25 protein-coding genes and 2 pseudogenes are annotated in these 26,221 nt (G+C 67.6%); 22 read left to right on the top strand and 5 right to left on the bottom strand.

Annotation, left to right across the window (positions count from 1 at the left end):
* Positions 1-57 precede the first annotated feature (57 nt).
* Entirely contained in the window at positions 58-2,232 is a 2,175-nt protein-coding gene (locus OG965_RS02555; RefSeq protein WP_371648659.1) for an MMPL family transporter, read from the bottom strand.
* A gap of 891 nt (positions 2,233-3,123) precedes the next feature.
* Between OG965_RS02555 and OG965_RS02550 the strand changes: the two genes are divergently transcribed.
* The 3 genes from OG965_RS02550 to OG965_RS02540 all read left to right on the top strand — a co-directional run bounded on the left by OG965_RS02550 (position 3,124) and on the right by OG965_RS02540 (position 6,568).
* Positions 3,124-4,686 (top strand): IPT/TIG domain-containing protein, encoded by a 1,563-nt coding sequence (locus tag OG965_RS02550; RefSeq protein ID WP_371648655.1) that lies wholly within the window; start codon positions 3,124-3,126, stop codon positions 4,684-4,686.
* Positions 4,687-4,983: 297 nt separating this feature from the next.
* A complete protein-coding gene (locus OG965_RS02545) occupies positions 4,984-5,451 on the top strand; it encodes a transposase (RefSeq protein ID WP_371648652.1) in 468 nt (155 codons plus the stop codon).
* Positions 5,452-5,725: 274 nt separating this feature from the next.
* Positions 5,726-6,568 (top strand): hypothetical protein, encoded by an 843-nt coding sequence (locus OG965_RS02540; protein ID WP_371648649.1) that lies wholly within the window; start codon positions 5,726-5,728, stop codon positions 6,566-6,568.
* A 735-nt stretch (positions 6,569-7,303) separates the two neighbouring features.
* On the opposite strand, the gene OG965_RS02535 is transcribed toward OG965_RS02540, so the two are convergent.
* Positions 7,304-7,753 carry a MarR family winged helix-turn-helix transcriptional regulator gene (locus OG965_RS02535; RefSeq protein WP_371648646.1) on the bottom strand — a complete coding sequence of 150 codons (450 nt, stop codon included), beginning with the start codon at positions 7,751-7,753 and terminating at the stop codon, positions 7,304-7,306.
* 158 nt (positions 7,754-7,911) lie between these two features.
* On the opposite strand from OG965_RS02535, the gene OG965_RS02530 reads away from it, so the two are divergent.
* From OG965_RS02530 to OG965_RS02475, 12 genes and pseudogenes are all read left to right on the top strand, one after another.
* Positions 7,912-9,441 carry an MFS transporter gene (locus OG965_RS02530; RefSeq protein ID WP_371648643.1) on the top strand — a complete coding sequence of 510 codons (1,530 nt, stop codon included), beginning with the start codon at positions 7,912-7,914 and terminating at the stop codon, positions 9,439-9,441.
* Positions 9,438-9,587 (top strand): annotated as a pseudogene (locus OG965_RS02525) (transposase family protein); the annotation flags it as partial. The gene OG965_RS02530 and the pseudogene OG965_RS02525, both read left to right, overlap by 4 nt.
* A 91-nt stretch (positions 9,588-9,678) precedes the next feature.
* Entirely contained in the window at positions 9,679-10,005 is a 327-nt protein-coding gene (locus tag OG965_RS02520; protein WP_371648641.1) for a nuclear transport factor 2 family protein, read from the top strand.
* 230 nt (positions 10,006-10,235) lie between these two features.
* Positions 10,236-10,718 carry a helix-turn-helix domain-containing protein gene (locus tag OG965_RS02515; RefSeq protein ID WP_371648638.1) on the top strand — a complete coding sequence of 161 codons (483 nt, stop codon included), beginning with the start codon at positions 10,236-10,238 and terminating at the stop codon, positions 10,716-10,718.
* Positions 10,719-10,954: 236 nt separating this feature from the next.
* The gene (locus tag OG965_RS02510; RefSeq protein ID WP_371648636.1) at positions 10,955-11,302 is read left to right on the top strand and encodes a DUF6461 domain-containing protein; all 348 of its coding nucleotides are present in this window, start codon (positions 10,955-10,957) and stop codon (positions 11,300-11,302) included.
* 87 nt (positions 11,303-11,389) lie between these two features.
* On the top strand, positions 11,390-11,539 hold the full coding sequence (locus OG965_RS02505; protein ID WP_371648633.1) for a hypothetical protein: 150 nt from the start codon (positions 11,390-11,392) through the stop codon (positions 11,537-11,539).
* A 480-nt stretch (positions 11,540-12,019) separates the two neighbouring features.
* On the top strand, positions 12,020-12,574 hold the full coding sequence (locus tag OG965_RS02500) for a hypothetical protein (RefSeq protein WP_371648629.1): 555 nt from the start codon (positions 12,020-12,022) through the stop codon (positions 12,572-12,574).
* Between the two features lie 20 nt (positions 12,575-12,594).
* Positions 12,595-12,879 carry a hypothetical protein gene (locus tag OG965_RS02495; protein ID WP_371648627.1) on the top strand — a complete coding sequence of 95 codons (285 nt, stop codon included), beginning with the start codon at positions 12,595-12,597 and terminating at the stop codon, positions 12,877-12,879.
* Positions 12,880-12,977: 98 nt separating this feature from the next.
* Positions 12,978-13,412: a winged helix-turn-helix domain-containing protein gene (locus tag OG965_RS02490; RefSeq protein WP_371648623.1), complete on the top strand. Its 435-nt coding sequence runs from the start codon at positions 12,978-12,980 to the stop codon at positions 13,410-13,412.
* Entirely contained in the window at positions 13,409-13,693 is a 285-nt protein-coding gene (locus tag OG965_RS02485; protein WP_371648620.1) for a hypothetical protein, read from the top strand. Before OG965_RS02490 ends, OG965_RS02485 begins: the two co-directional genes overlap by 4 nt.
* 50 nt (positions 13,694-13,743) lie before the next feature.
* Positions 13,744-14,001, top strand: a complete 258-nt coding sequence (locus tag OG965_RS02480; protein WP_371648617.1) for a transposase — start codon at positions 13,744-13,746, stop codon at positions 13,999-14,001.
* Positions 14,002-14,095: 94 nt separating this feature from the next.
* Positions 14,096-14,695 (top strand): YdcF family protein, encoded by a 600-nt coding sequence (locus OG965_RS02475; protein ID WP_371648613.1) that lies wholly within the window; start codon positions 14,096-14,098, stop codon positions 14,693-14,695.
* Positions 14,696-15,220: 525 nt separating this feature from the next.
* On the opposite strand, the gene OG965_RS02470 is transcribed toward OG965_RS02475, so the two are convergent.
* Both OG965_RS02470 and OG965_RS02465 read right to left on the bottom strand, forming a co-directional pair.
* The gene (locus tag OG965_RS02470; protein WP_371656825.1) at positions 15,221-15,706 is read right to left on the bottom strand and encodes a nitroreductase family deazaflavin-dependent oxidoreductase; all 486 of its coding nucleotides are present in this window, start codon (positions 15,704-15,706) and stop codon (positions 15,221-15,223) included.
* 393 nt (positions 15,707-16,099) lie between these two features.
* Positions 16,100-16,705 (bottom strand): annotated as a pseudogene (locus OG965_RS02465) (SDR family NAD(P)-dependent oxidoreductase); the annotation flags it as partial.
* Between the two features lie 347 nt (positions 16,706-17,052).
* Between OG965_RS02465 and OG965_RS02460 the strand changes: the two are divergent.
* From OG965_RS02460 to OG965_RS02445, 4 genes are all read left to right on the top strand, one after another.
* The gene (locus OG965_RS02460; RefSeq protein ID WP_371648609.1) at positions 17,053-18,066 is read left to right on the top strand and encodes a polyprenyl synthetase family protein; all 1,014 of its coding nucleotides are present in this window, start codon (positions 17,053-17,055) and stop codon (positions 18,064-18,066) included.
* Between the two features lie 93 nt (positions 18,067-18,159).
* Positions 18,160-18,852 (top strand): ABC transporter ATP-binding protein, encoded by a 693-nt coding sequence (locus OG965_RS02455; protein ID WP_371648605.1) that lies wholly within the window; start codon positions 18,160-18,162, stop codon positions 18,850-18,852.
* 32 nt (positions 18,853-18,884) lie between these two features.
* Positions 18,885-19,658 (top strand): ABC transporter permease, encoded by a 774-nt coding sequence (locus tag OG965_RS02450; protein WP_371648601.1) that lies wholly within the window; start codon positions 18,885-18,887, stop codon positions 19,656-19,658.
* Positions 19,643-20,611, top strand: a complete 969-nt coding sequence (locus OG965_RS02445) for an oxygenase MpaB family protein (RefSeq protein WP_371648598.1) — start codon at positions 19,643-19,645, stop codon at positions 20,609-20,611. The genes OG965_RS02450 and OG965_RS02445 overlap by 16 nt, the downstream gene beginning before the upstream one ends.
* A gap of 4 nt (positions 20,612-20,615) precedes the next feature.
* Here OG965_RS02445 and OG965_RS02440 read toward each other — a convergent pair whose 3' ends face one another.
* The gene (locus OG965_RS02440) at positions 20,616-21,428 is read right to left on the bottom strand and encodes a hypothetical protein (protein WP_371648595.1); all 813 of its coding nucleotides are present in this window, start codon (positions 21,426-21,428) and stop codon (positions 20,616-20,618) included.
* Positions 21,429-22,399: 971 nt separating this feature from the next.
* Here OG965_RS02440 and OG965_RS02435 point away from each other — a divergent pair.
* The 3 genes from OG965_RS02435 to OG965_RS02425 all read left to right on the top strand — a co-directional run bounded on the left by OG965_RS02435 (position 22,400) and on the right by OG965_RS02425 (position 25,773).
* On the top strand, positions 22,400-23,749 hold the full coding sequence (locus OG965_RS02435; RefSeq protein ID WP_371648592.1) for an LGFP repeat-containing protein: 1,350 nt from the start codon (positions 22,400-22,402) through the stop codon (positions 23,747-23,749).
* A 204-nt stretch (positions 23,750-23,953) separates the two neighbouring features.
* Complete coding sequence (locus OG965_RS02430; protein WP_371648590.1) at positions 23,954-24,319, top strand: hypothetical protein; 366 nt, start codon at positions 23,954-23,956, stop codon at positions 24,317-24,319.
* A gap of 590 nt (positions 24,320-24,909) precedes the next feature.
* Positions 24,910-25,773, top strand: coding sequence for an SAM-dependent methyltransferase (locus OG965_RS02425; protein WP_371648585.1), 864 nt, complete (start codon positions 24,910-24,912; stop codon positions 25,771-25,773).
* Positions 25,774-26,221: the final 448 nt, after the last annotated feature.

Raw genomic sequence — 26,221 nt, 5'->3', positions numbered from 1 at the left:
GCACCGACGCCACACCACCTTCGCTTCCCGATCGTCGCGAGAGAACGCCCCACATGGCTACCTGCCCTGGAGAGCGGCGCGGCGTGCGGCATCGCCCCTTGCCCGCGGGGCTGCCCTCCACGCCTTCGGAAGCCACCAGTTCGCCTGTCCCGCGAGCTGCATGACGGCAGGCACGAGGAAGGCACGGATGACGGTGCAATCCAACAGGACAGCCACGGCCAGACCGGTCCCGACCACCTTCAGATGCAACAGATCCGACAGCGCCAGGGAGGCCATGACGGTGGCGAAGACGACCGCGGCCGAGGTGAACAGTCGTCCGCTGTGCTGCAGACCGGTAGCCACAGCGATTGACGTCGGGCTTCCCCGGTGGTGCTCCTCGACAATGCGCGACAGCAGAAATACCTCGTAGTCCATCGACAGGCCGAACGCGACCGAAAACATCAGAGGAGCGATCACGTCGGTAACGCCCACAGCCGGAGTTCCGAAGCGCGGACCGAGCCATCCCTCTTGAAAGACGGCGACCAGGATCCCGAAAGTGGCCATCAGACTCAGGGCGTTGAGCAAGAGCGCCTTGAGCGGGATGAGCACGCTGCGGGTGTACGCCAGGAGCAGCAACGCCGTGGCGCAGGCGGCGAAGATGACGGCGAGCGGCAGTCGGTCGACCAGTGCCTGCTCCGTGTCCGACAGGCGGGCACCCGGCCCGCCGACGAGGGCCGGCACCGGGGCGGGGACGCGGCGAATCCTCTCAGCCAGCCGGCTTCCCTCCGGAGTGAGGGCGTCCTTCATGGTGGGGACGATCGACAGCCAGGCATCGGTGTCGGTGTCGGTGGAGAAGCGCGCCGACTGGGCTGTCGCGCGCGCCGACCGCCGTCCCCCGCGGTAAGCGCCAGTCGCCGTATCCACCTGGCGCACACCCGCGACGAGGGAGAGCCGGCGGGCGTAGGCGTCGAGTGACTTGGCAGAGCGCCTTGCGCTCAGGCCGGGCAGAACGACAGACGGCGCGCCCGATGTCGTCGTTTCAAAAGCACCGCGAAGTTCCCTGGAGGTCTGAGTGACCGGAGAGGATTCCGGGAGCAGCTTGTCGCCGTACAGGCCGAACCGCGTCAGGGCCGACGGTGCGGCCAGGAGGACGAGCAGCACTAGCACGCCGACGGTGACTGCGGCCGGCCTCTTCGCCACCCACTCGGCCAGCCGGAACCAGCCACCCTTGGACACCTCGTGAGGCTCCGGACTCCTGCGGCGGCGCAGCCAAGCGAAGACGTCCCACCGGTTCACTCGCTCCCCGAGCAGCACCAGCAGAGCGGGAACCAGCAGGAGCGCGCCCACAGCGGAAGCGAGGACGACCAGGACACCGCCGTAGGCAACCGACCGCACCAGCGGCAGCGGGAAGACCAGCAGCGTGCACAGGGCGACCGCCACAGTGGCCCCGGAGAACCCCACCGCACGCCCGGCCGTCCGCACCATCGCCTCCATGGCCGGCCCAGGAGCGTTCCCCCGGGCCAGTTCCTCCCGGTAGCGACTGACCAGGAGCAGGCTGTAGTCCACGGCGAGCCCGAAACCCAGTGCCGTCGTGACGTTCAAGGCGAAGACCGACACCGAGGCCACGTTGGTCAGCAGGCGCAGCAACGCGGTCGTGGTCACGACAGCGAGGATGCCCACCACCATCGGGATCAGCGCGACGAAGGCGCTGCGAAACGTCCACAACAGGATGAGCAGGACCAGGGGGACGGTGACGATCTCGGCCCGCAGCAGGCCGCGCTTGCTGAGGCGTTCCGTCTCGGAGAGAACGGCGGTCTCACCTGCGGCAGCGACCCGCAGCGGGCCGACCGTCCCCGTATACCGGGCGATCGCGTCGTCACCAGCGGAACGCACCGCCCGCTCGTCCCCGCGGAACCGCACCAGCACCAGGGCGTGACGCCTGTCGGGGGACCGAAACTCCTGGAGGCGGTACGGCCAGTATCCGCGCACCCAGGCGGTCCGGGGATCGGCTGCGAGCGTGTGCGTCAGATCCCGACCGCTCTTCGCGGCCAGAGGTTCATCAACCGAACCAGGGGCTTCGGCCAGCAGTACGAGGTGCGGATCCCCAGCGCCGAAACGAGACGCCAGCACGGAGTCGGCACGGAGAGATTCGGCGGACGCCGGCGTCAGCGTCTCGGGTGACAACCGACCACCGATGCCCCCCGCATACAGGGCGGCAAGAAGCCCCCACAGGCATATGGCGAAGAGCACCACCCCAGCACCACGCCGTGAGGAGGCGACGCCACTGAGACGCCTCCGCTCTTCACCGCCTGGACCGATCACACACTCCACCCCGAGTAAACGATCACTGGCGAACGGCGTCACGCCAACTGGCCTGCGATTCCCCACGGGCTGCTGCCGCGTTCGCGCCGCAGCGGCTGTCCGGCGGCTCGTCTACGCCGTCATCAGCGGGGCCGTCGGGCGTAGAGGCATGCAGGCTGGCTGTGACGTTGCTCAGTGGGCTCTGGCACAGAAAATCTTGGGCTCTGCCGCTGATTTGGGGGCAGCGACTGCGATCACGGCTTGGGCATCACCTGGGTATGGACGGGGTCGTGAGTGTTGCTTATCTTCTCTTCCCCGGTGCGGCTGTTGAGGTCGAGTGGTTGTCGCTCATCCAGGACGAAGTGCTCGTGGCCGCTCGGGCCCGGGGCATGGGGATGTCTGTGCGGAGTGCGGCTGGAGATCGTCCGCGACGGAGGCTGCGCCGGAGCACCGCAGGCAAAGTAGGTGGCCGATATGTGGCACGTACTCCACAACCTGGCCGAGGCTGTGTGGCGCATCGTCGGCCGGCATCGTGCTGAGCTATGGGACGCCTTGGCGACGGCAGCCGATGCCGCACCCGCTGGGGGAACATCGCCTGCTGAAGTCGACATCCATGGCCGGCCACGCCTGGCTGACTCGTCGGGGCGTGCCCGCGTCCGCCGCTCGACCTGCGCACGTCTTCCGGGTGCCTGCTGCCCCACTGAGCCCGACGTTGGTCCGCAAGCGTCAACCCAGCAGCCCATCCGGGTGTCTGACGATCGGTGGGGCACCCGGATCGGCAGGCCGGGCACGTACCGTCCACGGTGGTCCATCGCCGGTCCGGTGAGCACCCCAGGAGTGATCATGACCACGCCGACCCCGCCACAGGTCTGCATGACGCTGTCCGCCCTCGCGGCCACCGCGGCGACCCCGCGACCGTCGGGGGAGACCCGGGACCAGCAGACGTGGCGCGTGGCCGCCGGTATCTCCCAGCAGCTGAGGGCCATCTGGCTGGCGACCCGGGCCAGCTGGCAGCTGGCCTGGCTCGCGCTGAGCCCGGACGACGCCAACATGGTGTACATCGCCAAGAGCATCGGCGGCTCCAACCAGTTCGCCGTGGTCGCGCGCGGCACGACCGGCAACATCACCGACATCCTGGAGGACCTCGACGTCGGCACCGTGGTCCCGTTCACCGCGAGCGGTTCGCCGACGCCGGTCACCGTCTCCAAGGGCGCCATGACGGCGTTCACCCAGGTCGCCACCATGGTCTCGATCCCACCGCCGCCGGGGGACGTGCTGGGTGTGCCGGTGCCCGAGGGTGCGTTCGCCTACCAGGGCGCCACACTGGCGCAGGCGCTGGCCAGCCTGGTCCAGGCGGCGCCCACTACCCCGCAGCCGACGGTGTACGTGACCGGTCACAGCTTGGGTGGTTCCATCGCCACCATGCTCGCCCCCTACCTGTACACGCAGGCGCAGACCTGGACCAACGTCCCGCAGTTCGCCCTGGAGACCTTCGCGGCGCCCACCGCGGGGCTGCAGAGCTTCGCGACCTACGTCAACGGACTGCCCTTCAGCAACAACCACCACGTCAACGCCTGGGACGCGGTGCCGCTGGCCTGGAGCAGCCTCGACGAGGTGAAGCAGGACAAGTGGTACCCGTCACCCGGCCCGGCAGGCAACATCCCTGTGCACCGCCTGTTCGACGTACTCAACGGGCTCCCCAAGGGCAACGTCTACGTGCAGCCCGGTGTGCAGCAGCAGTTGCCATCGGACGGGAACTACTCAACGTACGACCCGGCGCTGACCAACAGCACTCTCGCGGACTTCATGGGGCAGGTCGCATACCAGCACGCCAACAACACCTACCTCGGCCTGCTCCAGACCTCGCTGCTCTCTCCTTCCGGGCCGATGGTGACCAGCGTCAGTCCCAGCTGTGGCAAGAGCGGGTCCACGGTCGTCATCGAGGGCAGCGGTTTCGCTCCGGGCAGCCTCCTCGACTTCGGTCCCATCCCGTGCACTGACCTCACCATCAGCCCGGGCGGCAACCACATCAGCGCCACGGTGCCGGACGGCGTCGGCATCGCGGACGTCCGGGTCACCAATGTCCTCGGCACGTCGCCCGTCGTGCCGCTCGGGCAGTTCGCCTATGACGGGCCGGCACCTCTGGTGGTCACCGGCGTCAACCCCACCAGCGGACGGGCGAAGACGACCACGGTCACCATCACCGGCGCGGGCTTCCCCAAGGGCGTCGGCGTGAACTTCAAGGACCAGGCGTCGAAGTCGGTCACCTGGGTCTCGGACACCCAGCTCACCGCCACCGCGCCCCCGCAGATCGACGACAACCAGACGGTGGACATCACCGTGACGGTCGGCGACGTCACCTCCGCCACCAGCCCGGCCGACGAGTTCACCTACACGGGCCTCTGAGCTTGACTCTGTCGGGGATCTTGAAGTTTCGCGGTGCGGCAGCATGGTCAACGGGCATGCTCGGGTGGTTCCGATGACCGATGCAGCCGTCGAGGTGTCTGTTGTCCCTCCTCCCACGTTCCGGTGAGCATGTCCTGCCTCTGACTGCGCACGTCGCGCGGGCGAGCAACCCGGGCGGCACGACGCCGATATGGGTGCGCGACCGGCTGGATGGGCTGTGGTGCGACGGGGACTTCGCCGACTGGTACCTGCGGGACGGGCGTCCGGGTTTCTCACCTGCTCAACTGGCTACCGTCTGTGCACGGCCCCTACCCGACCTCCTCACCCACCGCGGCCCCGCTGATCGTGGCCAGGTTCACCAAGAGCCAGTGCCAGCCCTGCCCGGCCCGCACCCAGTGCACCACCTCCTGCGAAAGCACCCGCACCGTGGGCTTTCCCCCGCGCGAACTCCGCGACCTGCAACTCCGCGTCCGCACCGAGCAACAGACACCCGAGTGTAAGACCCGCTACGCAGTGCGCTCCGGAGTGGAGGGAACCGTCAACGAGTTCACCCACGGACACGGCATGCGCCACTGCCGCTACCGAGGACACGGAAAGGCCCACATCCAGCACGTCCTGACCGCCATCGCCGTCAACATCGAGCGCCTCAGCGCACTGCCACCAACCGAGGAAACACACCCACCCCGCCGGCCCACTGCCTTCCAGAACTACCTCGACCAGCGCGAGATACCTCGGCCGAAGTCCTGGCGAACCCTGGGCAGCTGACCTCGGCACCTCCAAGATCCCCGACAGAGTCAAGCCAGGGAATGATCCGCAGGTCAGCGAGCGGGTTCCCTCGCGGCCATCTGCGGGTCGTCCAGCGTACGGGCAGGTGCCCGCCGATGCGCCCGCCTGCCCGTTCAGCCGTCGGGGGGAGCGGAGAATCGATCCGCCTTGCGCCAGGTGAGTGCTCGGATGGGCGGACTCGTCTCGGGGGGCGAGGGGGAGGGCATGGACCACATCCACGTACCAGTGCACTTAACGCCCCCGGAGGCCCCCCGTGGCTCGCGTCCCTATCGTCGCCCTGCTGTCCGCCGTGGCACTCGCCGCCACAGTCACCGCCGCCTCGCCGCCCCAGGCACCCGCAGCCGGGGCTCCGGCCGCGCGGGCCCCGCTCGACCACACCGGCGTCACAGGACGCATCATCGACGTCCCCGCCAGGGGAACGGTCGTGGCGACTGCGGACTGCCCCGCCGGCACCGAACCGAGCGGTGGTGGGGGCGGGACCACGGGCCAGGGCACGCTCATCTCCGGCTCGGCCCCGTCCGGCAACAGCTGGAACCTGACCGTCAGCAACCTGACCGGCGAGAACAAGCAGGCCGCCGGGTACGTGCTGTGCACCCACAACACGCACGCCCGCGTCACCGGCCCGGCCGTCACCGTGCCCGCCGGCGGCACCGCCACGGCGTTCGCGAGCTGCCCCTCGGGCGAGCACCCCGCCGGCGGCGGATTCGTTCCCGGCCGGGGGTTCCTCTCCGCCAGCGCCATGTACACCGACCCCTCCGGCCGTTGGAAGGTCACCGTCGCCAACAACGACGGCGCCGCCCAGACCGTCTCCGCCTTCGTCCTGTGCACCCCTGCCCCGGTGACGTTGCGCGAGTCGAGCCGCGTCCTTGCGGTCGGCGAGCAGGCCCACGAGACCGCGGCCTGCGCCGACGGTCAGCGCCCGAGCGGCGGCGGCGGATACGCGGCCGGGTCCACGGGCGCCCCGGGTGTCGTCATCAGCTCCTCGCGCGGCCTCCCCGAAGGCACGGGCCCCAACAAGGGGTGGACGGTGTTCGGCAAGAACAACACCGCTTCCCCGCAGACCTTCACGGTCCAGTCCATCTGCACGACGTTCTGACCCCGTCCCGGCTCCGGCCCCGGGACGCGAATCCGTGGGCCGGAGCTCAGCACTCCCGCGTTTCAGTGCACCTGCCGCGAAGCGGGGCCGCGGTGAAGGCGGTAGCGATTCTCGGGCCGGGGTCGGAGTGGTTCGCCAACATCGACGGTTCCTGGGAGAACGGACGCGCATGGAATCCGGTCACCAGGCACACCTTCGACGGTGTAGTCGCCTGCCGGGGAGGCGGGTTCGTGGTCGCGCTCCTGCAAGTCGGCGAGGACTGAGCATCTGTCGGCTGCCGGGGAACGCCTCCTGGCTCCCGCGCCCGGGACGGCCGCTATGCCCCTGGCCCACCCCGGTGGCCCCGCTGTGCTCACGGCCGGGGTATGGCCCTGCCCGATACGCGGTCTTGTCCAACACGCACTCCAGGGCCGTTCGCCTGGCCTGCCCCGAACTCGCCCGAACCTGCTACCTCGCCTGAACCTTCCACGGCTGCTCCAGCGCCACTGTGGCCACCAGCTGTTGGCGTGGCTGCGCGAGGCTGAGTGAGAAGCACCCGCCCTGATCCTCGCCTTCTCACAGGTTCTTCCCTGCCGGCGTCCGGGGATCGGGCGGGGTGCCCGTTCCCGCGCACAGCTCAGAGGCGGGGGCTCGAATCCCGCTGCAGCACGGCTCGGTCGCCGGCCCCGTCGTACCGGAGCCGGGCTCAGGCGGATTTGCCGCAGGGTCGTTCGGCCTGCTGGGCGGGGGTTCGGCTCACTCCGTCGCGCCGGAGGCCCCGCTCTCGTACGCCTCCATGGTGCGGACGAAGATGGCCCGCTCCTGCGGGGTGAGCGGGTCCAGGGCCTTCTCCCAGGCGTTGGCGCCGCGCGCGAGCCAGCTGTTGATGGCCTCGCGGGTCTCCGGGTCCTCGGTGAGGGAGACGATCGTGCGCCGCCGGTCGGAGGGGTCGGCCTTGCGCTCGACGACGCCCTGGCGGTTCAGGTCCGCGACCATGAGGCTCACCGTGGTGGGGGCGACCTCCAGGCGGGCCGCGAGTTCGTTGACGAGGGCCGGGCCGTCGAAGACGAGGTGGGAGAGCAGGGAAAGGTGGCGCGGCGCCAGGTTCATCGAGCGCAGTTGCTCGGGCACGGTAGTGCGCTTCAGCCGCTGCGCGACACGCGGCATCAGCACGAGCATGGCCCGGATCGCGTCGTCCCTGCTCATCCCGGTCTCCCGGGCGGCTTGCCGCTTTTGCTCCGCCTCGCGCTCCGTTGACATCCCGCCGACCCCCTTATAGCTTTGCTTTCAAAGCAAACTCTCTCTTTGTTCGTCCACCCTACCGGACACGTGCGCTCCGGGCCTGCTCAGGAAAGGGATGGCCCATGTCCTTAGCCTCACCTCCCGCCACCGCCGCACCCGAGTTCAACCCCCGGCGGTGGGCGGCGTTCATCGTCACGCTGTCGGCGGTCTTCATGGATCTCGTGGACACCACCGTGATCAATGTCGCGCTGCCCTCGCTGAGGCGGGAACTGCACGCGTCGAGCACCCAGCTCGAATGGTCCATCGCCGGCTATGTGCTCGCCTTCGCCTCCGGGATGATGACCGCGGCCCGCCTCGGAGACCGGTTCGGCCGGCTGCGCATCTTCCAGCTCGGCCTGGCCGCCTTCACCGTCACCTCCGCCCTCACCGGCCTCGCGGTCAACCCCGAGATGCTGGTGGCCGCCCGGATCGCCCAGGGTGCCTGCGCCGCCCTGATGGTGCCCCAGGTGCTCGCCATGCTGCGCGTCGAGTTCCCGCCCGCCGAGCAGTCCAAGGCGGCGGCCATCTTCGGCCTCAACTTCTCCATCGGCGGTGTCGGCGGCCCGCTGATCGGCGGTCTGCTGCTCAACGCCGACCTCTTCGACCTCGGCTGGCGGCCGATCTTCTTCGTCAACGTCCCCATCGGCATCGCCGCGCTGATCGCCACGCACTATCTGTGCCGCGACTCGCGGGCCGAGCACGCCGCCACCACCGACATCCCCGGCCTGGCCATCGCCACCACCGCCGTCCTGGCCCTGCTCTATCCGCTCGTCGAGGGCCGCACCCTGGGCTGGCCCTGGTGGAGCTTCGCGCTGATGGCAGCCTGCCCGGCGCTGCTGTGGGTGTTCGCGTGGTACGAACGCGGTGTCACTCGCCGCGGCCATGCCCCGCTGATCGACCCCCAACTCCTGCGCGAACGCGCCCCCTTGGGCGGCCTCCTGGTGGCCGTACTGTTCTTCGCCGGTACCGGCTACACCTTGGTGATCACCGTTCACCTCCAGAGCGGCCTGGGCTACTCGCCGCTGCACACCGCGCTGAGCATGGTGCCGTTCGCGGTCGGTGTGGGTCTGTTCACGCCCTTCGCGCCCAAGATCCGGCAGTTCGGCAGGCCGGTCGCGGTGGTCGGCTCGCTGCTCGCGGCGGGCGGCATGGGCCTGGTCCTCGCGGCGTTCAAGCGGTACGAGACGGGCCTGCACTCCTGGCAGATCCTGCCCGGACTGCTGCTCGCCGGCCTCGGCGTCTCGATGACCTCGGGCGTGCTCGTCACGACGGTCCTGGCCAAGACGCCGGGCCGGCACGCGGGAGCCGCCGCCGCACTCGTGAACACGGCCATCCAGATCGGCGTCGCCACCGGCATCGCCGTCGTCGGCACGGTGTTCTTCGGGCACCTCGACGACAACGGCAACCCCGTGGACGCGGCCGTGGCCGGCCTGGTGACCGTGGTGATCCTGTGGGTTCTGGCCGCCCCGGCCGCGCTCATCCTGCCGCCCGGACGCCTGGTCTTCGGCCCCGCGTCCGTGCCCGAACCCCCGCAACAGGCCGACGCGGGGGAGGAGCCGGCGCCCGCCGGGTCCGAGCGCGTGACAGGACCTACCTCCGCCAACGGTCATTGAACCGGGCCCATGCCCGGCTGCGTCACCCTGTCGAACGGGGCATCGCCCGCCTGAAGACCTGGCGGATTTTCCGGCATGCCCGCTGCAGCCCGAACTTGCTCACCAATGCCTCCAAAGCCGTCCTCACTCTGGAGAGTTACCGCTGAACGGGAGGTCGTGCGAGGTGGGAATGTCCCGATCGGCAGGTAGTCCCGGATTTCCCTGGACGAGCGAGGGAACACTCTGCATGATCAACTGGTGATCACCCCAGAGACCATCGTTGAACGCCAGCTCGCCGCCTACAACAGCCATGACCTGGAAGCCTTCGCGGCGACGTACGCCCCCGACGTCTGCATCAACCGCCGCAGCGGCGACCGCCTGCTCGGGCGCGACGCCGTGCGGGAGGCGTACGCCGACCAGTTCGCCAAGGGTCGCTGCCGGGCTGAGATCGTCGGCCGCCTCACCGAGGGCGACTGGGTGGTGGACCACGAGATCGCCCACGGCATCACGGACGACCCCCTCCGCGTGCTGGTCGCCTACCGGGTCCGCGACGGCCTGATCGACCGCGTCGACTTCCTCGGCTGACTGTCGGACCTCCCTGATCAGGCGCCCTTGAACACGGCGCGGACGGCGTGCGGCGCAGTGTGCTTGACCCGTCCTGAATGATCTTTCCGAGATTGGCCGTTGTCCTCCGTGCCCGTGCCCGTGGCCCGGGCCGTGGCTCTTACCTTGACCGTCGCCGAGCGCCGCCGGTTGAAAACGATGGCCTACGGTCGCAAGACCGAATATCAGGCCACAGGCAGCGGGCATCGCTCGTGCTAAGGGCGGCATGGCGGCGCTCCAACGCGCGTATCGCCCACGAGACGGGCCTGCACCTGGACACGGTTCGTGTCTGGCGCGGCCGGTTCGCCCGCGGCGGGCTGCCGGCCCTGGCCGACCGCAAGCGTTCCGGGTGCCCCGCCCACTTCACCCCCGTGCGGGTCGCCGAGGACAAAGCCCTGGCCTGCCAGCTCCCGGCCGAGGCGGCATCCCGCCGTCGCGCTGGTCGTTCCCCGGAACTGGCTGCAGAGCTGAACGCGCGCGGTGTCACCGATAGCGTCTCGCCGTCCGCTGTGCGCCGCTGGCTGCGCCAGGACGTATTCAAGCCCTGGCAGTACGGGTCCTGGATCTTCATCCGCGACCCGGACTTCCGCGCCAAGGCTCAGCGTGTCCTGGATCTGTACGCCCGTACGTTCGAGGGTGTCCCGCTGCGCGAGGACCAGTACGTCGTCTCCATCGACGAGAAGACCTCCATCTAGGCCCGCTGCCGCTGCCATCCGACCATGGCCCCAGGCCCCCGGCGGACGAGGAATATCTGGTGGGTGGATCTGGCGGGCGGGAGGGTGTGGCGGGGCGCAGGGTGGCCGGGCAGTGGGTGCGGCACTGGCGCACCCGGCAGCGACTGGTGGGGTTGGACCACTCCGTTGAGAGGATCCGCCTGCGCCGACTGGTATGCGAAAACATGGTGTCAGTGGCGCGTGGCAGGATCCGCGTCATGACAGGGCGATTTGAGGGACGAGGCCTGGACTTGCTTCGGGGCGACTTCCCCTTCTACACGGTCACTTTCGTACGGGATCTTGCACCGTCCGAGCTGCTGATGCGGATGGGGGCAGACCCCTCGACCGTGGCCGTGCGCGACATGGATGAGTTGGCGGCCGACTTCGGGGACTATTTTTCCGACGAGATAGAGCCTGTGGTCAGCTCCGGCACCACGCGGTGCTGGTCCTGGGCCTGGGAAGAGGGCGGCGTCCACGGCCTTCACGCGCCCATCCTGCGGGCCGTGTCCATTGGTACCGAGGCCGTTGTCCTGCACCACAACGAGAAGATGGACTCGTTCGCCTAGGCCGTCGACGGCCAAGTGGTCGTCGCCTTCGATACCTTGCAGGAGATTCACCCGACAGGGACCGATCCGCGACGCCTGGACGAACAGATGCGGCCACTCGGACTCGGCCCGGGCCTGGAACACGACGTCCACAGTGTCCTGGCGCTGGTGGAGAACGCCTTCGGGATCCGGCTCACACGAGAGGACCTGAACGACGAGCCGCATCTGTCCGGTCTGCTTTGTCCCTTGGCTGACTGAGTGAAGGGGCCTGGAGCAGAGCTGCTGCGCCACCAGGCGCAGCAGGGCCACGTCGCTGGCGTCGGGCTGGGACGTCACGTCGACTGGCGAGGTCTGGGCCGCCCTGGAACGCGTAGCGCCGGGACATGGCGATCCCGAGAACGGCCAGAAGATGGGGCTGGACGGAACGTACAGGCACTGGCGCGATCGGTCGACACGGCGCGTGGGAGTAGTGCGACTCAGGCTGCCTCTCTCCCCACGGGGCCGTGGTGGGGCCCACCATGCCGCCCGCCAAGGCAGGTTGTCGGCTCAGGTGTTGGCTGCGACGCGCAGCCGTGGCTGTGGGCGGGCTGGGGCCAACCGGCTCTTCGCTGCCTTGCGTGTAGCGGCTGTGAGTGAGAATCGGAGGGCCCCAGGACATCTGAGGTGTGACGGGCAAGACCGACCTGCAGCAGGTGGCGGGTGATCTCGGCGATGCCTTCTTGCGGCACAATCGTCCCCATGAATGCGGGGGTTGTGGGTCTCGTCGGCGCTGCCATCGGTGCGGTTTCTGCCGTCCTTGGCGCCGTCGTCAATGGTTGGTTCGGTCGTTCGAACGCCAAAGGGCAGCGTCAGCTGGAGTGGACGATCCATCAGCGGGAACCCCGGGCCAAGGCGTACACCGAGTTCTTGGATCAGATGACAACCGTGACTATCGAGATACTGAAGCGGCAACTCTCTCTGGAGCGCGTAACAGCTGATGGAACTCTGCCACCTGAACAGTCGGGTTCCGCAGAGCAGCTGTTGGCAGACTGGAAGCTCGCTGTGACCCTGTGCGCACGAGTCAAGGTGGAAGGTCCCGAGGGGGTTGCCCGCGCGGCAGGTGCATTGATTCAATCGGCCGGGGCGATGTTTGATGAGCAAGGCCGCTACGTTCAGGCTCGCACTGTTGGTCCGGCAGAGCAGAGTTCTTCATCGTTGAGGTTCCGCGAATATAATCAAGCATTTGGCCTCCGTCAGCAAGAGTTCGAGGCAGCAGCACGGAAGGCTCTGGCCGCAGGGTCACTACCGCAGTGAACCCTCAGGGGCTGCTGGCCATGGAGGCAAATCTCGTCTCCATGGCTTTTGCCATGCTCAACGCGCTGCTCAGGGGCATCGGCCATGGGTGGACGAGTAGTGAGTTCGAGCATGCGTTGGGCGGCGCCGCCCTGCACGCCGTGAAATTCGGGCCGGCCCAACTGATCAAGAAACTGGGCGGTGGGAAGGTTTTCACCGCGGTTATTGGGGGGTCTGCACGAGGCCCTCTCGCCGATGACCGGACTTCTGCACCATGTGGGTTTCTGCTGAGTTCTTCATTAGTTCTGTGGGTGCAGGGGCTGTAGCAGTGTGAGGATGCTGGCGTGTCTTCTGAGCCTGTGTCTGTTGTGTCGGACATCGCTGTTCCACCGTTGATGCGACCGCAGTTGGCCGGGCCCGGCGTGTGTGCGCGGTGGAGTTGTTCGAGCAGGGACGTGCTGATTCCGAGGTCGCACGGATGGTGGGGATCCATCCAGATGGCGTGCGTCGATGGAAACGCCTGTGGGAGCGAGGCGGGGCTCTGGCGCTGCGGCGGCGGCTGGTCACCGGTCGATCGCCCAAGCTGGATGAGGCTCAAGTCGAGGTAGTTCGGGCCGTGTTGGAGCAGAGTGCTCAGGCGCATGGGTTCGAGGCCGATCTGTGGACCTTGGAGCGGGTGGGGATGGTGGTTGATCGGGTGGCCGGTGTGAGGCTGGCGCGGGCATCGGTGCGGCGCCTGCTGACCGGGCGGCTGGGGTGGAGTCTGCAGCGGCCCCGGCGCCAGGCCGTCGAGCGGAACGGCGTCGAGCTCGCCCGATGGGTCGCCCAGGAGTGGCCACGCATCAAAAAGGGGCGGTGAAGAAACGTGCGTGGAACGTGTCCTTCGACGAATCGGGCGTGTCCCTGCTGTCCCAGGTCCGCGCCACCTACGCACCCCGCGGCCGCACTCCCACACTGCGGCACCGGCTGAACTGGAAACGCGCCGGGATGGCCGCCGTGCTGGGCTATCACGCCGCCGACCCTGGGCGTGGTCCGCGACTCTGCTTCCACCTCAGGCCGGGCAGCTACGACACCACCTCCCTGATCGACGTGCTGGAACAGGTCAAAACCCTCTACGCCGGTGAGCCGGTGAGCCGGTGAGCCGGTGGTGCTGGTCCGGGACGGACTGTCCGCACACTGGAGCCGGGGTATTGCGGGCCTGGGCAGCGGGCCAGGACTGGCTGACGCTGGAGTGGCTGCCTGCCTACGCACCCGAACTCAACCCGGTGGAACTGCTGTGGTCGGCCATCAAGACCCGCGAGCTGGCCAACCTCGCCGGCAACCACCTCGCCGATGTCGCCGACGCCGCCGAACGCGGCATCCACCGGGTCTGCTCCAACGAACAACTCCCGTGGTCCTTCCTCACCCACACCGGACTCATCATTCATCCCCAACCGCCGCAGAGCTAACGAAAACCCTCAGTAGAAGCCTTGACAGAATGCGCCCTCTGTAGGGCGGCTGGTGTCTTTGCTGCCCGATGTCGCGGTGTTCTAGAGTCGCCGCATGCGACGAAGGGCAGGATTGGGGATAGCTGGGGTTGCAGTTCTGGCCTGGGGAGAGTGGTTGAACTGGCGCTGGTCTCGATCCCTCGTAGGGAGCAGAGTGGGCGCGTCCGAAGCCGTGGTCGTGTTGGGCTACCGGAACCCACAATCGACGGTGAACTTCATCAACCGTTGGCGAGTTCGCGTTGGAATCCGCTCCATTGCCGCTGACGGTGCGCGCGGCACTCGTGTGATCTTCAGCGGTGGTGCGACCAGCAACGGAGCTGCGGAGGCGCAGTTGATGGCTGACTACGCGAAGTCGGTGCTTGGGTTCGACGGCACGGTGCTTCTCGAAGACCGGAGCGCGACGACATGGGAGAACATCACGAACGTGATCCCGCTGCTTGAGGATGTCGACCGGATCAAGTTTGCCTCCCAACCGGCTCACGCGCTCAAGGCCCGTGCGTACGTGCGGCGGCAGCGCCCTGATCTTGCTGAGAGGCTCGTGCGAGCGGATGACTACCGCCCTGGCGAGTGGTTGGTTGGTAAGCCGCTGCTGGCTCTGTACGGGCTTTGGACACTCCGCGGCCTGAAGGCCGAAGAGCGGAAGGTCTCGCTGTAGACGGCCGCTCGCGCGGCGGTGTCACAAACGGTGGTTCATGAGCCGGCGCCAGCAGCTGAGTGCGCAACCGAGGGTGAGGAAGACTTCGTGGATGTCGGAGCCACTTGCTCGATGGCCTCAGCCGAGGCGATCGGGCCTTGACCCCGGATTTGAACACGTTTATGCGGCTTGGGTCAGGGTAGTTGCTGTTGTTTGGAAGTCGATCTCGTAGGCGATTGGAGACCGCTGACCGAGGCGGGAGTGTCGGCCTACCCGGTGACGGGATCTGCCCGCGATACGCGCGCACCCGCTGCTGCCGTTCCAAGACGCCCATCGCTCCACCGCTCGATCAAGGCGTTGCGACGATCGATTGAATCCGCCGAACCGGTGCACGAACCGCCCGTGCACCGCACTCAGTTCCCCGGCCCACAACTTGACATCAGCGAGATCCCCGCCCATACCCACACCAACGACAAAGCCGCCCACCCGTCACGACAAGCACCGTTGCAGTACTAACGGAGTCCTACCCGTGTCCAGGATTCAGGGTCAGGGCCCGTCTGCGGATGGGTGCTGTTGAGGCCGTTCGGCGGTGATGTCGCTGGTGTTGATCTCGCCGTGCACGAGGGGGCCGTTGAAGATGGGTTCGGAGGGCTGCAGGTGGAAGATTCGTAGGTGGCGGTCGCTGCGGTCGCTGTAGGTCTGGTAGCCCGAGTAAAGGTCAAGGAACTGGGCCCAGACTCCGTCGCGCTCCTTGCCTTCGACCAGGCGTGCGGTAACGGGGATGCGCTGTCCCGCCGTAATGACGACGGCGTGCGGGTTGTGCAGGAGGTTGGTTGTCCAGGCGGGGTGGTGGGCGAGTCCGAAGTTGGTTCCCACGACGCAGAAGCCATTGCGGTGCCCGACGTAAAATAGCGGGGACTGCCGCGGCTGTCCTGAGCGGGCGCCAGTCGAGGCCAGCAGCAGCGAGGGCACGCCCAGCCCGCGGCCTACGCTCCACCGCCCAACGCTGTAGCGCTGGAGCACGGTGTCCATCGGGGCGAGGAACAACCGCCCTGCTGTACTCACCCCTACGGTGGGGCCGGCCTTGTTCATCAGCCGCATGGCCAGCCGCTTCACAGCAGCCGCGGCGGATGCCCTTCCCGCCAGCGTGGGCTCGTGCGCACTGGGTGCTACCGACGGGGCGGTAACAGTGGCGAAGTTGCGGTGTGCCGGGCCGCCGAGGGCGGCCAGCTTTGCCAGGAGCGGTGGGGTCAGGGCGTAGGCGCGGTACAACCACGGGAGATAGCCAGGGACGTCGACGACGGCCCGGCGGCGCAGGATGCCGTTCACGATGGCGGCGGCGACCTGTGCGGGGGTGGAGACGGGGAGGAAGTCGGCGACACGCGGCATCCGACTGGAGGGGACGCATTTGCCGAAGAACTCGGTACCGCCCACCGCACCCGGCCGCACCAGCAGGACGTGGACCGGGGTGTCAGCCAGTTCGCAGGTGAGGATCTGGGTGTAGGCGTTGATGGCTGCTTTCGCTGCCGCATAGGCAGCGGAGGGGCCTCTGACGAAGATTACTCCGGCAGCGGAGCTGATGTTGACGATGTGTCCGCTGTTGGCGGCACGCATCAGCGGCAGTGCCGCTTTCACACCGTAGACCATGGCGTTGTAGCCGGTACGCATCGTCTGCTCGGCGTCCTCGATGCTCATATCCGCGACATCACACCACTGAGTGAATGCGGCGTTGTTCACCAAGATGTCCAATCGCCCGCTGGCTGAGTGCACCTGCGCGATGCACTCCTCGAAGGCGTCTCGGTTGCTGACGTCGACCAAGTGGAAGGTCACGGACGCGCCCGTCGCGGTTGCCGCCAGTTCCGCGTTGGCCGACTCGATGCTGTCCGGGGAGATCGCAGCGACGTGTACCTGTGCGCCCTGGTGAGCTAGAGCCCGCGTGATCGCCAGGCCGATCCCCTGAGCCCCGCCGGTGACCAGGCATACGCTCCCCTTTAGCGCAGCCAATGGGCCGGCCCGTTTCGGCGATTCCACGGCAGTGCTCTCCTCTCAGGCTGGGCGAGCGGACCTGTCCGAGTTTCCGTTCCCGCGCCCTGCACAGCACCTTAGTTTTCCGATTGGGTGATTCAGGTCATCCGTATCGTCGACGCGAAAGTTCCTTCTGGACAGGAAGCGCCCAGTCACAACGGGAGCGTGTCTGATGGGCAATCTATATCGGGTGTCGCTGCTCGACGCAGTGCAGCCGAAACGTATAACGCTGGCGTGCCGTGATGTCCGACACGCCGGTCGTACCCCGTCTTCCGGAAGTCTGCAAACATTTAGACATACTTCTAGTAGTCGAACAGTTCCATACTGCATGCCGCGTTTCGCCGAGGAGTTCCGTGAAATCTCAAACAGAAGAGGGCGTTGGCGTCGCTTCCTCCGATGCTTCTCTCACGGATGTCGAGAACAGATTGCTGGAGATCAGCCGGTCGGGCCGCGACGACCTCCGTCACGTCATCGGCTACCAGGTCGGCGGGCGCCGGCGCCGGGTGCGGCCTCGGCTCACGCTGCTGTGCCACCAGTTCGCCGCTGACGGCGCCGAGAAGGGGCGTTCTCGGGCGATCGAGGCCGCCACCGCCATGGAAATGATTCATGTGGGGACGCTGTACCACGACGATGTGGTTGACCAGGCACCGAGCCGGCACGGGCGGGGGAGCGTCAACCAGCTGTGGGGGAACGAGATGGCCATCCTTGCCGGGGATTACATCATCCTGCATGCCATCGAACTGGTCGCCCGGCTCGGGCAGGAGGAGGCGTGTCTGGCCGCCCGCGCGGGGCGCGAAATGTGCCGGGGCATGGTGACGGAGACTGCCGGACGCCATCGCCTGGACCGCACCGCGGAATCCTATTTCGAGGTGATTGGCGAGAAGACTGCGGCGCTGTTGTCGCTGTGCTGTGAGCTCGGCACCATGCAGGCCACCAAGGATCCGGCCACACGCGCGGCGTTGGCGCGCTTCGGATGGCACTTCGGGATGGCCTACCAACTGGTCGACGATGTCCTCGACCTGACGGCAAGCTCCGTCCAGTTGGGCAAGCCAGTGGGCAAGGACCTGCTGGAGGGCATCTTCACCCTTCCCGTGATCCGCGCGCTGCAGCGCGATGGTGCGGTACGCGAACACCTCGCGGCTCCGCTCTGCGAGGAAGCGGTCGACAACATCCGCAGGATGGTGATCAACTCCGGAGCCGTCGAGGAGACCCTGGCCATCGCCGAACAGCACCTGTGCGACGCGGCCGATGCAGTACGGCGGCTCGGCCGGAGCCCGGAACAGGCTGGTCCGCTCATCGATTTCGCCCGGGAGACCATCATGCCCGACGGCGAACTGCGCCGCTGCGCCTTGTCCTTGCGTCCCTGAGACACCATAGCCCCCGGCGAACGAGGAGAAGCGGTGGTTCACCGGCGTAAGCCGCCACACGCGCGGCCCGACAGAAGCGATGGGTACCCGGCCGTGGCAGGCCATGCGCTGTGCCAGGAGGTCTCGACACAAGGGGTGGAGTGGTCTCTGCGCGTCGCGGGGCTGCGTAAGAGCTTCGGACGGCAGCCGGTCCTGACCGGAGTCGACGTAAGCCTGCCTGCCGGGGGAATCGTCGGTTTCTTCGGCGAGAACGGGGCGGGGAAGACAACGCTGCTGCGTCTCCTGTGCGGTGAACTGTCCCCGGACGAGGGCGAGATCCGCTACCGGGGAACGATGGGACATTGCCCGCAGACTCCGGTGCTGAATCCCTGCCTCACGGTGGACCAGCACCTGCGGTTCTTCCAGGCGGCTTACCGCCTTCCCAGCCTTGAACATGCCGAGCACCTCGTGGCGCAGCTGGGCTTCGGTGACTACCGGACGCGCACCGTGGGCACCCTCAGCGGCGGCACCCAGCAGAAGCTGAACCTCACCCTGGCTTTGATGCACGATCCGGAACTGCTCCTGCTGGACGAGCCGTACCAGGGTTTCGACTGGGAGACGTACCTGCGGTTCTGGGATCTGGCCGACACGTTGCGCGAGCGCGGCAGGACCGTACTGGTCGTCTCTCATTTCGCCCCTGACGTCAGCCGGTTCGACTTCCGGTACGAACTCGTCGATGGCCGCCTGCGCTCCTGCGGCCCTGAGTCGGCACTCGTGGCGCCGGTCGACCGAGGAGGTCGCCGATGACGACCTCCTCAGCCCCATCGTCCGTCCTGTCCGTGGCCACTCGTTTCGCGCTCCTGGAGCACGCCCGCAACCGGCTTGGCCTGTGCATGATCGCGGGTTTCGTCCCGCTGTGGCTGACCTTGGAGCAACTCTTCATCCCGGCCGACCTCGTCGTCTTCACACCAGCCCGGCATCAGCCCCCGTTCACCGTGCCGGGCAACGACCTCACCCTGATCCTGGCTGCTGCCAACGCCGTGACGCTCATCATCGGGTTCATGACGTTCACGGCCACCTACCGCTGCCGGTACTTCGACGGGCGGTTGGTGCGCTCAGGGTTTCCTCACGGATGGTTGTTCGCCGGGAAGATCGTGGCGCTCAACCTCGCCGCCGCCTGCACGGCCGCCTACACCACGGCGGTGATGGCCGTGCACCTCAGCCTGCACAGCCCCTGGACGGTGGCTCTCGGCCTGCTGAGCGCGGGTCTTACCTACGGCGGCCTGGGCATGGCGCTGGCCTCCCTGCTCCCGGGCGAGCTTGAGGGAATGTTCGCCATCATCATGATCAGCCTCATCGACGCCGGCCTCCAGAATCCGATGTTCAATCCCACAGCAGACCGGACACTTGTGTCCTTCCTGCCCATGTACGGAGGAATGCAGACCGCTGTCAGCGGCACCTTCGGCGCGCGGATCCCCGTTACCGAACTGCTGGCGGAACTCACCTGGGCCAGTGGTCTCGCCGCCTCAGGCCTTTTCTTCTTCTGGGCCCGATGTAAACCGCGCGCCGCGAGCCAACGACACAAGGAGTCGCCAACATGGCCAGAAGCATGAATCGGCCTTCCGTATTGCGGCCCGTCCGGAACCGCTACGCGCGGATGCGGCACATCAAGACCCTGGACCCCGAACGCGACCACCTGGAGATTTACCGCATCAGCTCCGGCTGTGAATTCCCCTGGGACTATCTGCGTGCCACTGAGATCGCCCTGCTGCGTACCTTCGCCGTGCCGAGCATCGGCGGACTGCTGGATGCCACGGGCCAGTTCGAGTGTGCCGCCCAGCGCCGCTATGACGACACCTTCATCCTCATGGGCGCGCTCGCCCGCTACGGCTACGACTCACCAGAGGGGAAAACCGCCCTGCGCACGGTGAACCGGGCCCACGGCTGGTACCGCATCAGCAACGACGACATGCTCTATACGCTCTCCTCGTTCATTTACGAACCCATCAGATGGATCGGCAGACATGGATGGCGCCCGCTGCTGGGGGAGGAGAAACTTGCCGCATTCTGGTATTATCGGAATGTGGGACTGCGCCTGGGGGTCAAGGACATCCCCTCGCGCTACGAGGACTTCCAGGACTTCAATGAGCAGTACGAGCGCACCGCGTTCAGTCGCACCGACGCGGGCCGCCGCGTCGCCGACCATGCCCTCAAAGCGATGTGCGGCTGGTTCCCCCGGCCCCTGCGCCCCCTCGTCAGGCCCGTGGTCCTGAGCGTGCTGGACAAACCGTTGCGTACGGCCCTTGGCTACCCCGGCGCCCCCACCGGCGTCGCCGCACTGACACACAGTGCCCTGTGGGCACGTGGACGGCTGCTGCGTCTCGCGCCTCCCCGGCGCCGCTCACTCTTCGACGAGCTGCCGAAGGTCCGCACGTACACCGTGGGTGGACCGGGCTGCACCATGGACAAGTTCGGCGTCGCCCAGCTCACGCCGGTCGCTTCACGGTGGCAGCCGGTGGCGCGGCCGCAGACGGCGGGGGACGCGCACCGCACTCCCTCCCCATAGGGATTCAACCGCCCTCCCGCGTTGATCGAAGGCGCGGGTCGAGCGGGGCGTACCAGGCGGCGGACAACCCGCAGGAACCCAACGCCACAGCTCCGCCAGACAGCGCGAGGACCGCCCAAAACCAGCCGACCAGATGCACCACCGTACTGACCCCCACAGCGGCGAGTGCACACCCGGCGAAGCCGGCGCTTGCCACCGGGCGCACCGCCAGCCACCCGTGCTCCCGTCCTGCGCACCCCGGACCCCCGCTTGCCGAGAGCCCTTCACAACGACATGCCATGAGGAAGAACGCGATCACAGTCAGGACCGTCAGAACGGCTACCAGCCGCGCTACCGGTGACAGCAGCCACGCGGCCGCGTTCTCCACCACCGAGCTGTGAGCCCACAGGGCGAAGGCGTCGGAGTCAGGCGAGAGCATGCGCTGGTACCCCGTGCCGTCCCAGCCGTGGAACATCAGGAAAACTGTCACGAAGACGGCTGCGTGCCACTGCGCACAGGCCGCGCCATACCGCTTGCGTACGAGCAGTTCACAGGTCAGGAGATATCCGGCGGAAGCGGCCCCAACGAGACCCGGCACCACTGCCGCCACCAGCCAGACCGATGGTGCGGACACCACCCACATCGTCTCCCAGCCGGGGTACAGCCACAGCGTCAAGACCACCACAGGGGTGACGACGAGAGCGGCAAAGAGCACCACGGCCGACCGACGGGCATCGAGTTCCCCCCTGCTCTCGGGCGCGACGATCAGATGGCGGGCGTGCGACAGGGCGAGCGCGGTTCCCATCCCGTAGCAGATCCCCACATCGATCTGAATCATGGCTTTCTCCAGTTGCCGTCCGAATGCTCTCGCATGCTGGCTTGGACACGAGTAAACGGATACCGCGAGAAAAACGTCGGTACGCTAGAGCTCGACCAGTCGGCGCACCGCCTGCAAAGGGTGTCAACGATGAACATCAGTTTTGGATCACACACGGCCCGCGCTATCTGCTGGCCTGTGACCTGGGTGTTCTCACGGTGTCTCAGGTGATGCCATCCGACGGGGTCTCAGGTTCCGTGTTGTATTTTCTCGGCTCTCCCGGTCGGTGCGGGCCAGAGGCTCGCGCAGGCCGGCAGGGAAGGGGCGGACCTGATTATCGCGGGTGCATGCCGTCCGTATGGGGTGCCGGTTGCCTTGGTGTGTCGGCGGCCGAGGAAGGCCGGTGCCCCGCTTCAGTCACGCAGCGGCAGACGGCGGCGCCCCGTGCCCGTTATCGCATCGGCGACACGGTCGGCCAGGTCCTGCCACGGACGCGGAGCGATGACCGCTACGCCGGCTGCCCGTGCCTGCGCGGCGAGCCACCGGCCGTACAGCACGCTGGCGCGTGCGCGGTGACGCTGCGCCGCTCACCCTGATCCTCGAAGGCGCCATGCGTGTCACCCAGGAGCGCAACGAAACCCGTCTGAGCCCCGGCGACTTCGCGATGTGGACCTCGTCCCCCCGGCAGGACTGGAGGCGACTGCGACGGTCCTTGACCGCCATGGCCCGTGAGGTGGGCGGCGCGGCCCCGCGCGGCAGCTGTCCAGGCGACATCGACCGATCGTCGGCCATGTCGACTCCCAGTTGGCCGGCCATGCGCAGACGATCACCTGACCTCCGGTTCTCGCGGGTGAGAGGCCCAGTTCCCGGAGGCCCCAGTAGTTCTCGCGGCTCGTGAAGGGCCTGGCTGTGTGCTTGTGCCGTGGACCTGCCCATTCCTTGGATCTTCGAACACTGTCTCTCTCGTTGGCGTGTGCACGAAAATCACTCGGGTGAACGCCATCAGAGAACACTTAACGTCCCGCCGACGAGCCCGCGGACGGGGAGCGAAAATCTCGCTCCTGCTCACCGCCCTTCTCGCCGGCTCCGTCCTCTTCCCGGCGACGGCCTCCGCCGCCGGGCAGGACCCAGAACAGATCTGTGGCCATACGGTCCAGGGCCGCATCCTGGAAAAGTACCGGGAGTACCGGGACACGCTCGGCTGCCCCCAGACCGACGAGCAGACCGCTCCCGACGGGGTGGGCCGGTTCAGTGTCTTCGACGGCGGCTCGATCTACTGGAGTCCCTCCACCGACGCCCATGCCATCTGGGGCCTCATCCGCGACAAGTGGGCCGCCATGGGCTGGGAGAAGGGCTCTCTCGGCTACCCCACCAGCGACGAACTGTCCCTGCCCGACGGCGCCGGGAAGCGTCAGGTGTTCCAGGGTGGCTCGCTCTACTGGCACCCCACGCGCTCCAACGGCGTCCACCCCGTCTTGGGCCTCATCGGCCAGCGCTGGGGACAGGCGGGCTGGGAAGGCGGGGTGTACGGCTACCCCATCACCGACGAGCTCCCGCAGGAGGGCGTCACCCAGATGTTCGAGCACGGCCCCCTCCGGTGGTCGCCGAACGAGACCGCGAACCCGCTGATCCCCCGCGCGAAAGCCAAGCTCCTCGATGGCAAACCCACCCCGGGCGACCTGGACGAGAGCGCAACGCTGCTGCCCAAGGGCGCCGACCGCGGCATCGTCGTCGTACGTGGCTACATCGGCGACGACGGCAATCCGGTGAACCACTCCATCGGCAACCACCGCCTGTGGAGCACCGAGCCCGAGGTCAGCTCCAAGGTGGCCTTTGCCTGGGACACCGCCACGGGCCAGGTCGGCATCTACGTCGAGCACTCCTGCGTCGGAGACCTGCCGTGCCGCAACGCCAAACCGCTGGTGCGCACCGAGCACGCCAAGGTCGTCCAGGACGACCGGACTCCGCAGAACGAGTACTGGGTGGAGCCCTATGGCGACGGCGGCATGCGGGTCGACGTGTCGGCGGTCAACTCGTTCGCCGATGTACCGGGATCGAGCGTCGCCGACCTCGGCCGGATCAACGCGACGTTCTACGTGTACCCGCACGGATACGACGGCAACAACAGGAACTTCACCGGCTTCGACGTCGAGACCGTGAAGGACAAGTTCCCGTCCTGGGAAGTCCTGCGCTACCCGCGCCTCCTGGAAAAGCCCGACTCGCTGCAAGCCCTGTGGCAGGGCGCCGTGTGGCAGACCAGCGTAGGCGACCTGACGGCTGCGCAGCACTCCTGCTACCGGACCGACCCCGACCACGCCCCCGCCAACATGACCTGCAACTGATCAACGCGGGAGGGCCGGTCCGTCCGGTCCTCCCGCTGAGACCGGTTGCTGGGCCGAGCCGTGCCACGGTTCGGAGGTGGCCGTCGCGGTGTCCGCCGCCAGTACGGCCTTGCAGGCCGGAGTGCGGCCGTGGTCAATGTGAACGGCGACAAGTCTGCCTGTCTTCGGGGGGCCGGAAGCGACTTCAACCACCACACACGCTGGGTGTCGGGGACCTTCGCGCCGGACACGGCCAGGACCGACATCAACTTCAACTGCTACAACAGCGGGGATGGCGGCAAGGCCCGCGTGCGGCTGTACAACGTCGAAAGCCGCAAGTGCATCCCCATCACCGGCAACACCCGGTTCCAGTACTGCAAGAAGCCCGGCAATGCGTGGTTCACCATCCACTCCAACGGCGGGTACCGGGTCGGCCAGGGTCTGGGCGTCGTCATCGCAGGAGAAGGGCAGGCACCACACCGTCGACGTCAAGGCGTACGACTACCACCATTGACAGGGACGGGTGCTCTCGGCGGCGGTGATCCTCTGGCCGTGCAACACGGCCAAGGACCAGCACTCCACCGGTGCTGACACGGCATTTCAATCGTTCACCACCCCACGCTCGTCCAGGCGTTGGTGAGCGCGGATCACGCCTGGGGAACGCTGTTCCCCAGGCTCCGGCGCGTACACGCTTCGCGGACCGCCTGCTGCGTCGGCTGCTCTTGCCGCAGAACCAGCTGCTGGCGCACCCGCCGTGCCCCCTGACCAGTCAAAGGGGAGTGCTGCGCGCTGCCACCGGCTGTGCGTCCTCGGCCGCTGCAGGTGTCCGGCGCGGCGGGGAGCGGGTTTCTGTCGTGCCGGTCCGGTACGCGGCCCAGTTGCCCTCCGCCGGACGGCGTCGGGTCAGGTCCCTTGGAAGTCGGGTTTCCCGAAGGGTTGTTGTGTCCAGGACCCAGGCTGGTGTCTGCGGCGGAAAAAAGTCCGTGAATACGGTGGAGTTCGTGATCACGGGGACTCAAACCAGTGATAATCGCGTCGGCCTGTGAGTTCCTCGCCCCCTTGCGGAGGTTCCGACTGATACGCGCCCGGGGCACTGATGTGCCAGCACTTTCTCCGCCGCCCCGGGGCCGGAAGCAGGAACTCCACCCACCATCCCCACCCCCTCACTCAGGAGAATCTCGATGATCGACGGTCTGAAGGTCCCCGAAGGCGTCGGGCAGACGGCGCTGGTCGTGGCCTGGATGCGACAGATGGAGAGCCAGAGACCCGACGCTCTGTTCCAAGACCCATTCGCCGACGGGCTGTTGAACGCGATCGCCGAGGATCAGTCCTTCACCGAGGTGTCTGACATGGTCACCCGAGCGAGCAGCAGCACGCGCGAATACCCCGCGTACTTCGCGGTGCGCACCCGGTTCTTCGACGACGAGCTGCTCAGCGCGATGCGCGCCGGGGTCCGCCAGGTCGTCACTCTGGCTGCTGGAGTGGATGGACGGACCGTCCGGTTGGACTGCCCGCCCGGAACACAGTGGTACGAGCTCGACCTGCCGGACATGATGGCCTTCAAAGACGCGCTGATCGCCCACTCGGGACTGGCCGCCACCTGCGAACGCCGCGGAGTTGCCGCGGACTTGACCGCCAACTGGACCGACGCGCTGCGCGAAGCGGGCTTCGACTCCGACCAGCCGACCGCCTGGCTGGTGGAGGGCCTGCTGATGTACCTCTCCGAAGAAGCGGGGGATGCCCTGCTCTCCGGGCTGTCCGCGCTGTCTGCGCCGGGCAGTCGGATCATGCTGGAACAGCTGGCGACGGTGATGCTGGGGGAGGAGGGCAAACCCTCCCGTGAACGGCTCGCGTCGCAGGGTGCCCGCTGGCTGTCCGCCCGGGACGACCTGCAGTCGTGGCTGGCAGGCCATGGTTGGCATGCTGAGGTCTACAGCGGAGCCGACCCCCGCATCGGGCACGGGCGCACGGTCTCCCGTCTGCCCGCCTGTTGGGTGGCGACCGGCACGCTGGCACAGCGTGCGGATGCCGACCCGGCTGGCTGAAGGCACCTCTGCGAAGGTCTAGATGCGCGCTCCGAGCGGCATGACCCACGTTGACGCGTTTCCACGAGGGGAAGTGGGGGGCGAGCGGCGCTGTACCCGGGGCGTGGTCAGCCAGCTCCTCGCCCCCCTTCACAGGTTCGCTCGGTGTTCTGGCACCTGCGTGCGCTGCCAGAGGCGCGCAGGTCTGGGGCTGCGCAGGCGCCCCGCCGCGGTGTGACTGCGAATCAGAACCGGGGCCGCCTGCGGTGCTCAGCGCTTCGTCGGGCAAGGGGCTTGGGTGGGAGCCTGTGTCAGTGTGGTGAACGGGAATGCCGCGGTGTCTTCCGGTGGCTGCGACAGGTACGGGGCCGTGTGGAAGTAGCCCTCGGTCTCTCGCGGGGGCGAATCGTCGGCCGCGTGAGGTGTGCCGACGCCGCCGTACGAGCGAAGGGGCCCGCCTTTACGCTCG

The organism is Streptomyces sp. NBC_00224 (assembly GCF_041435195.1).
Taxonomy (GTDB): domain Bacteria; phylum Actinomycetota; class Actinomycetes; order Streptomycetales; family Streptomycetaceae; genus Streptomyces.
Note: the sequence above shows the minus strand (reverse complement) of the source record. Positions and strands in the feature narration are given on the sequence as shown.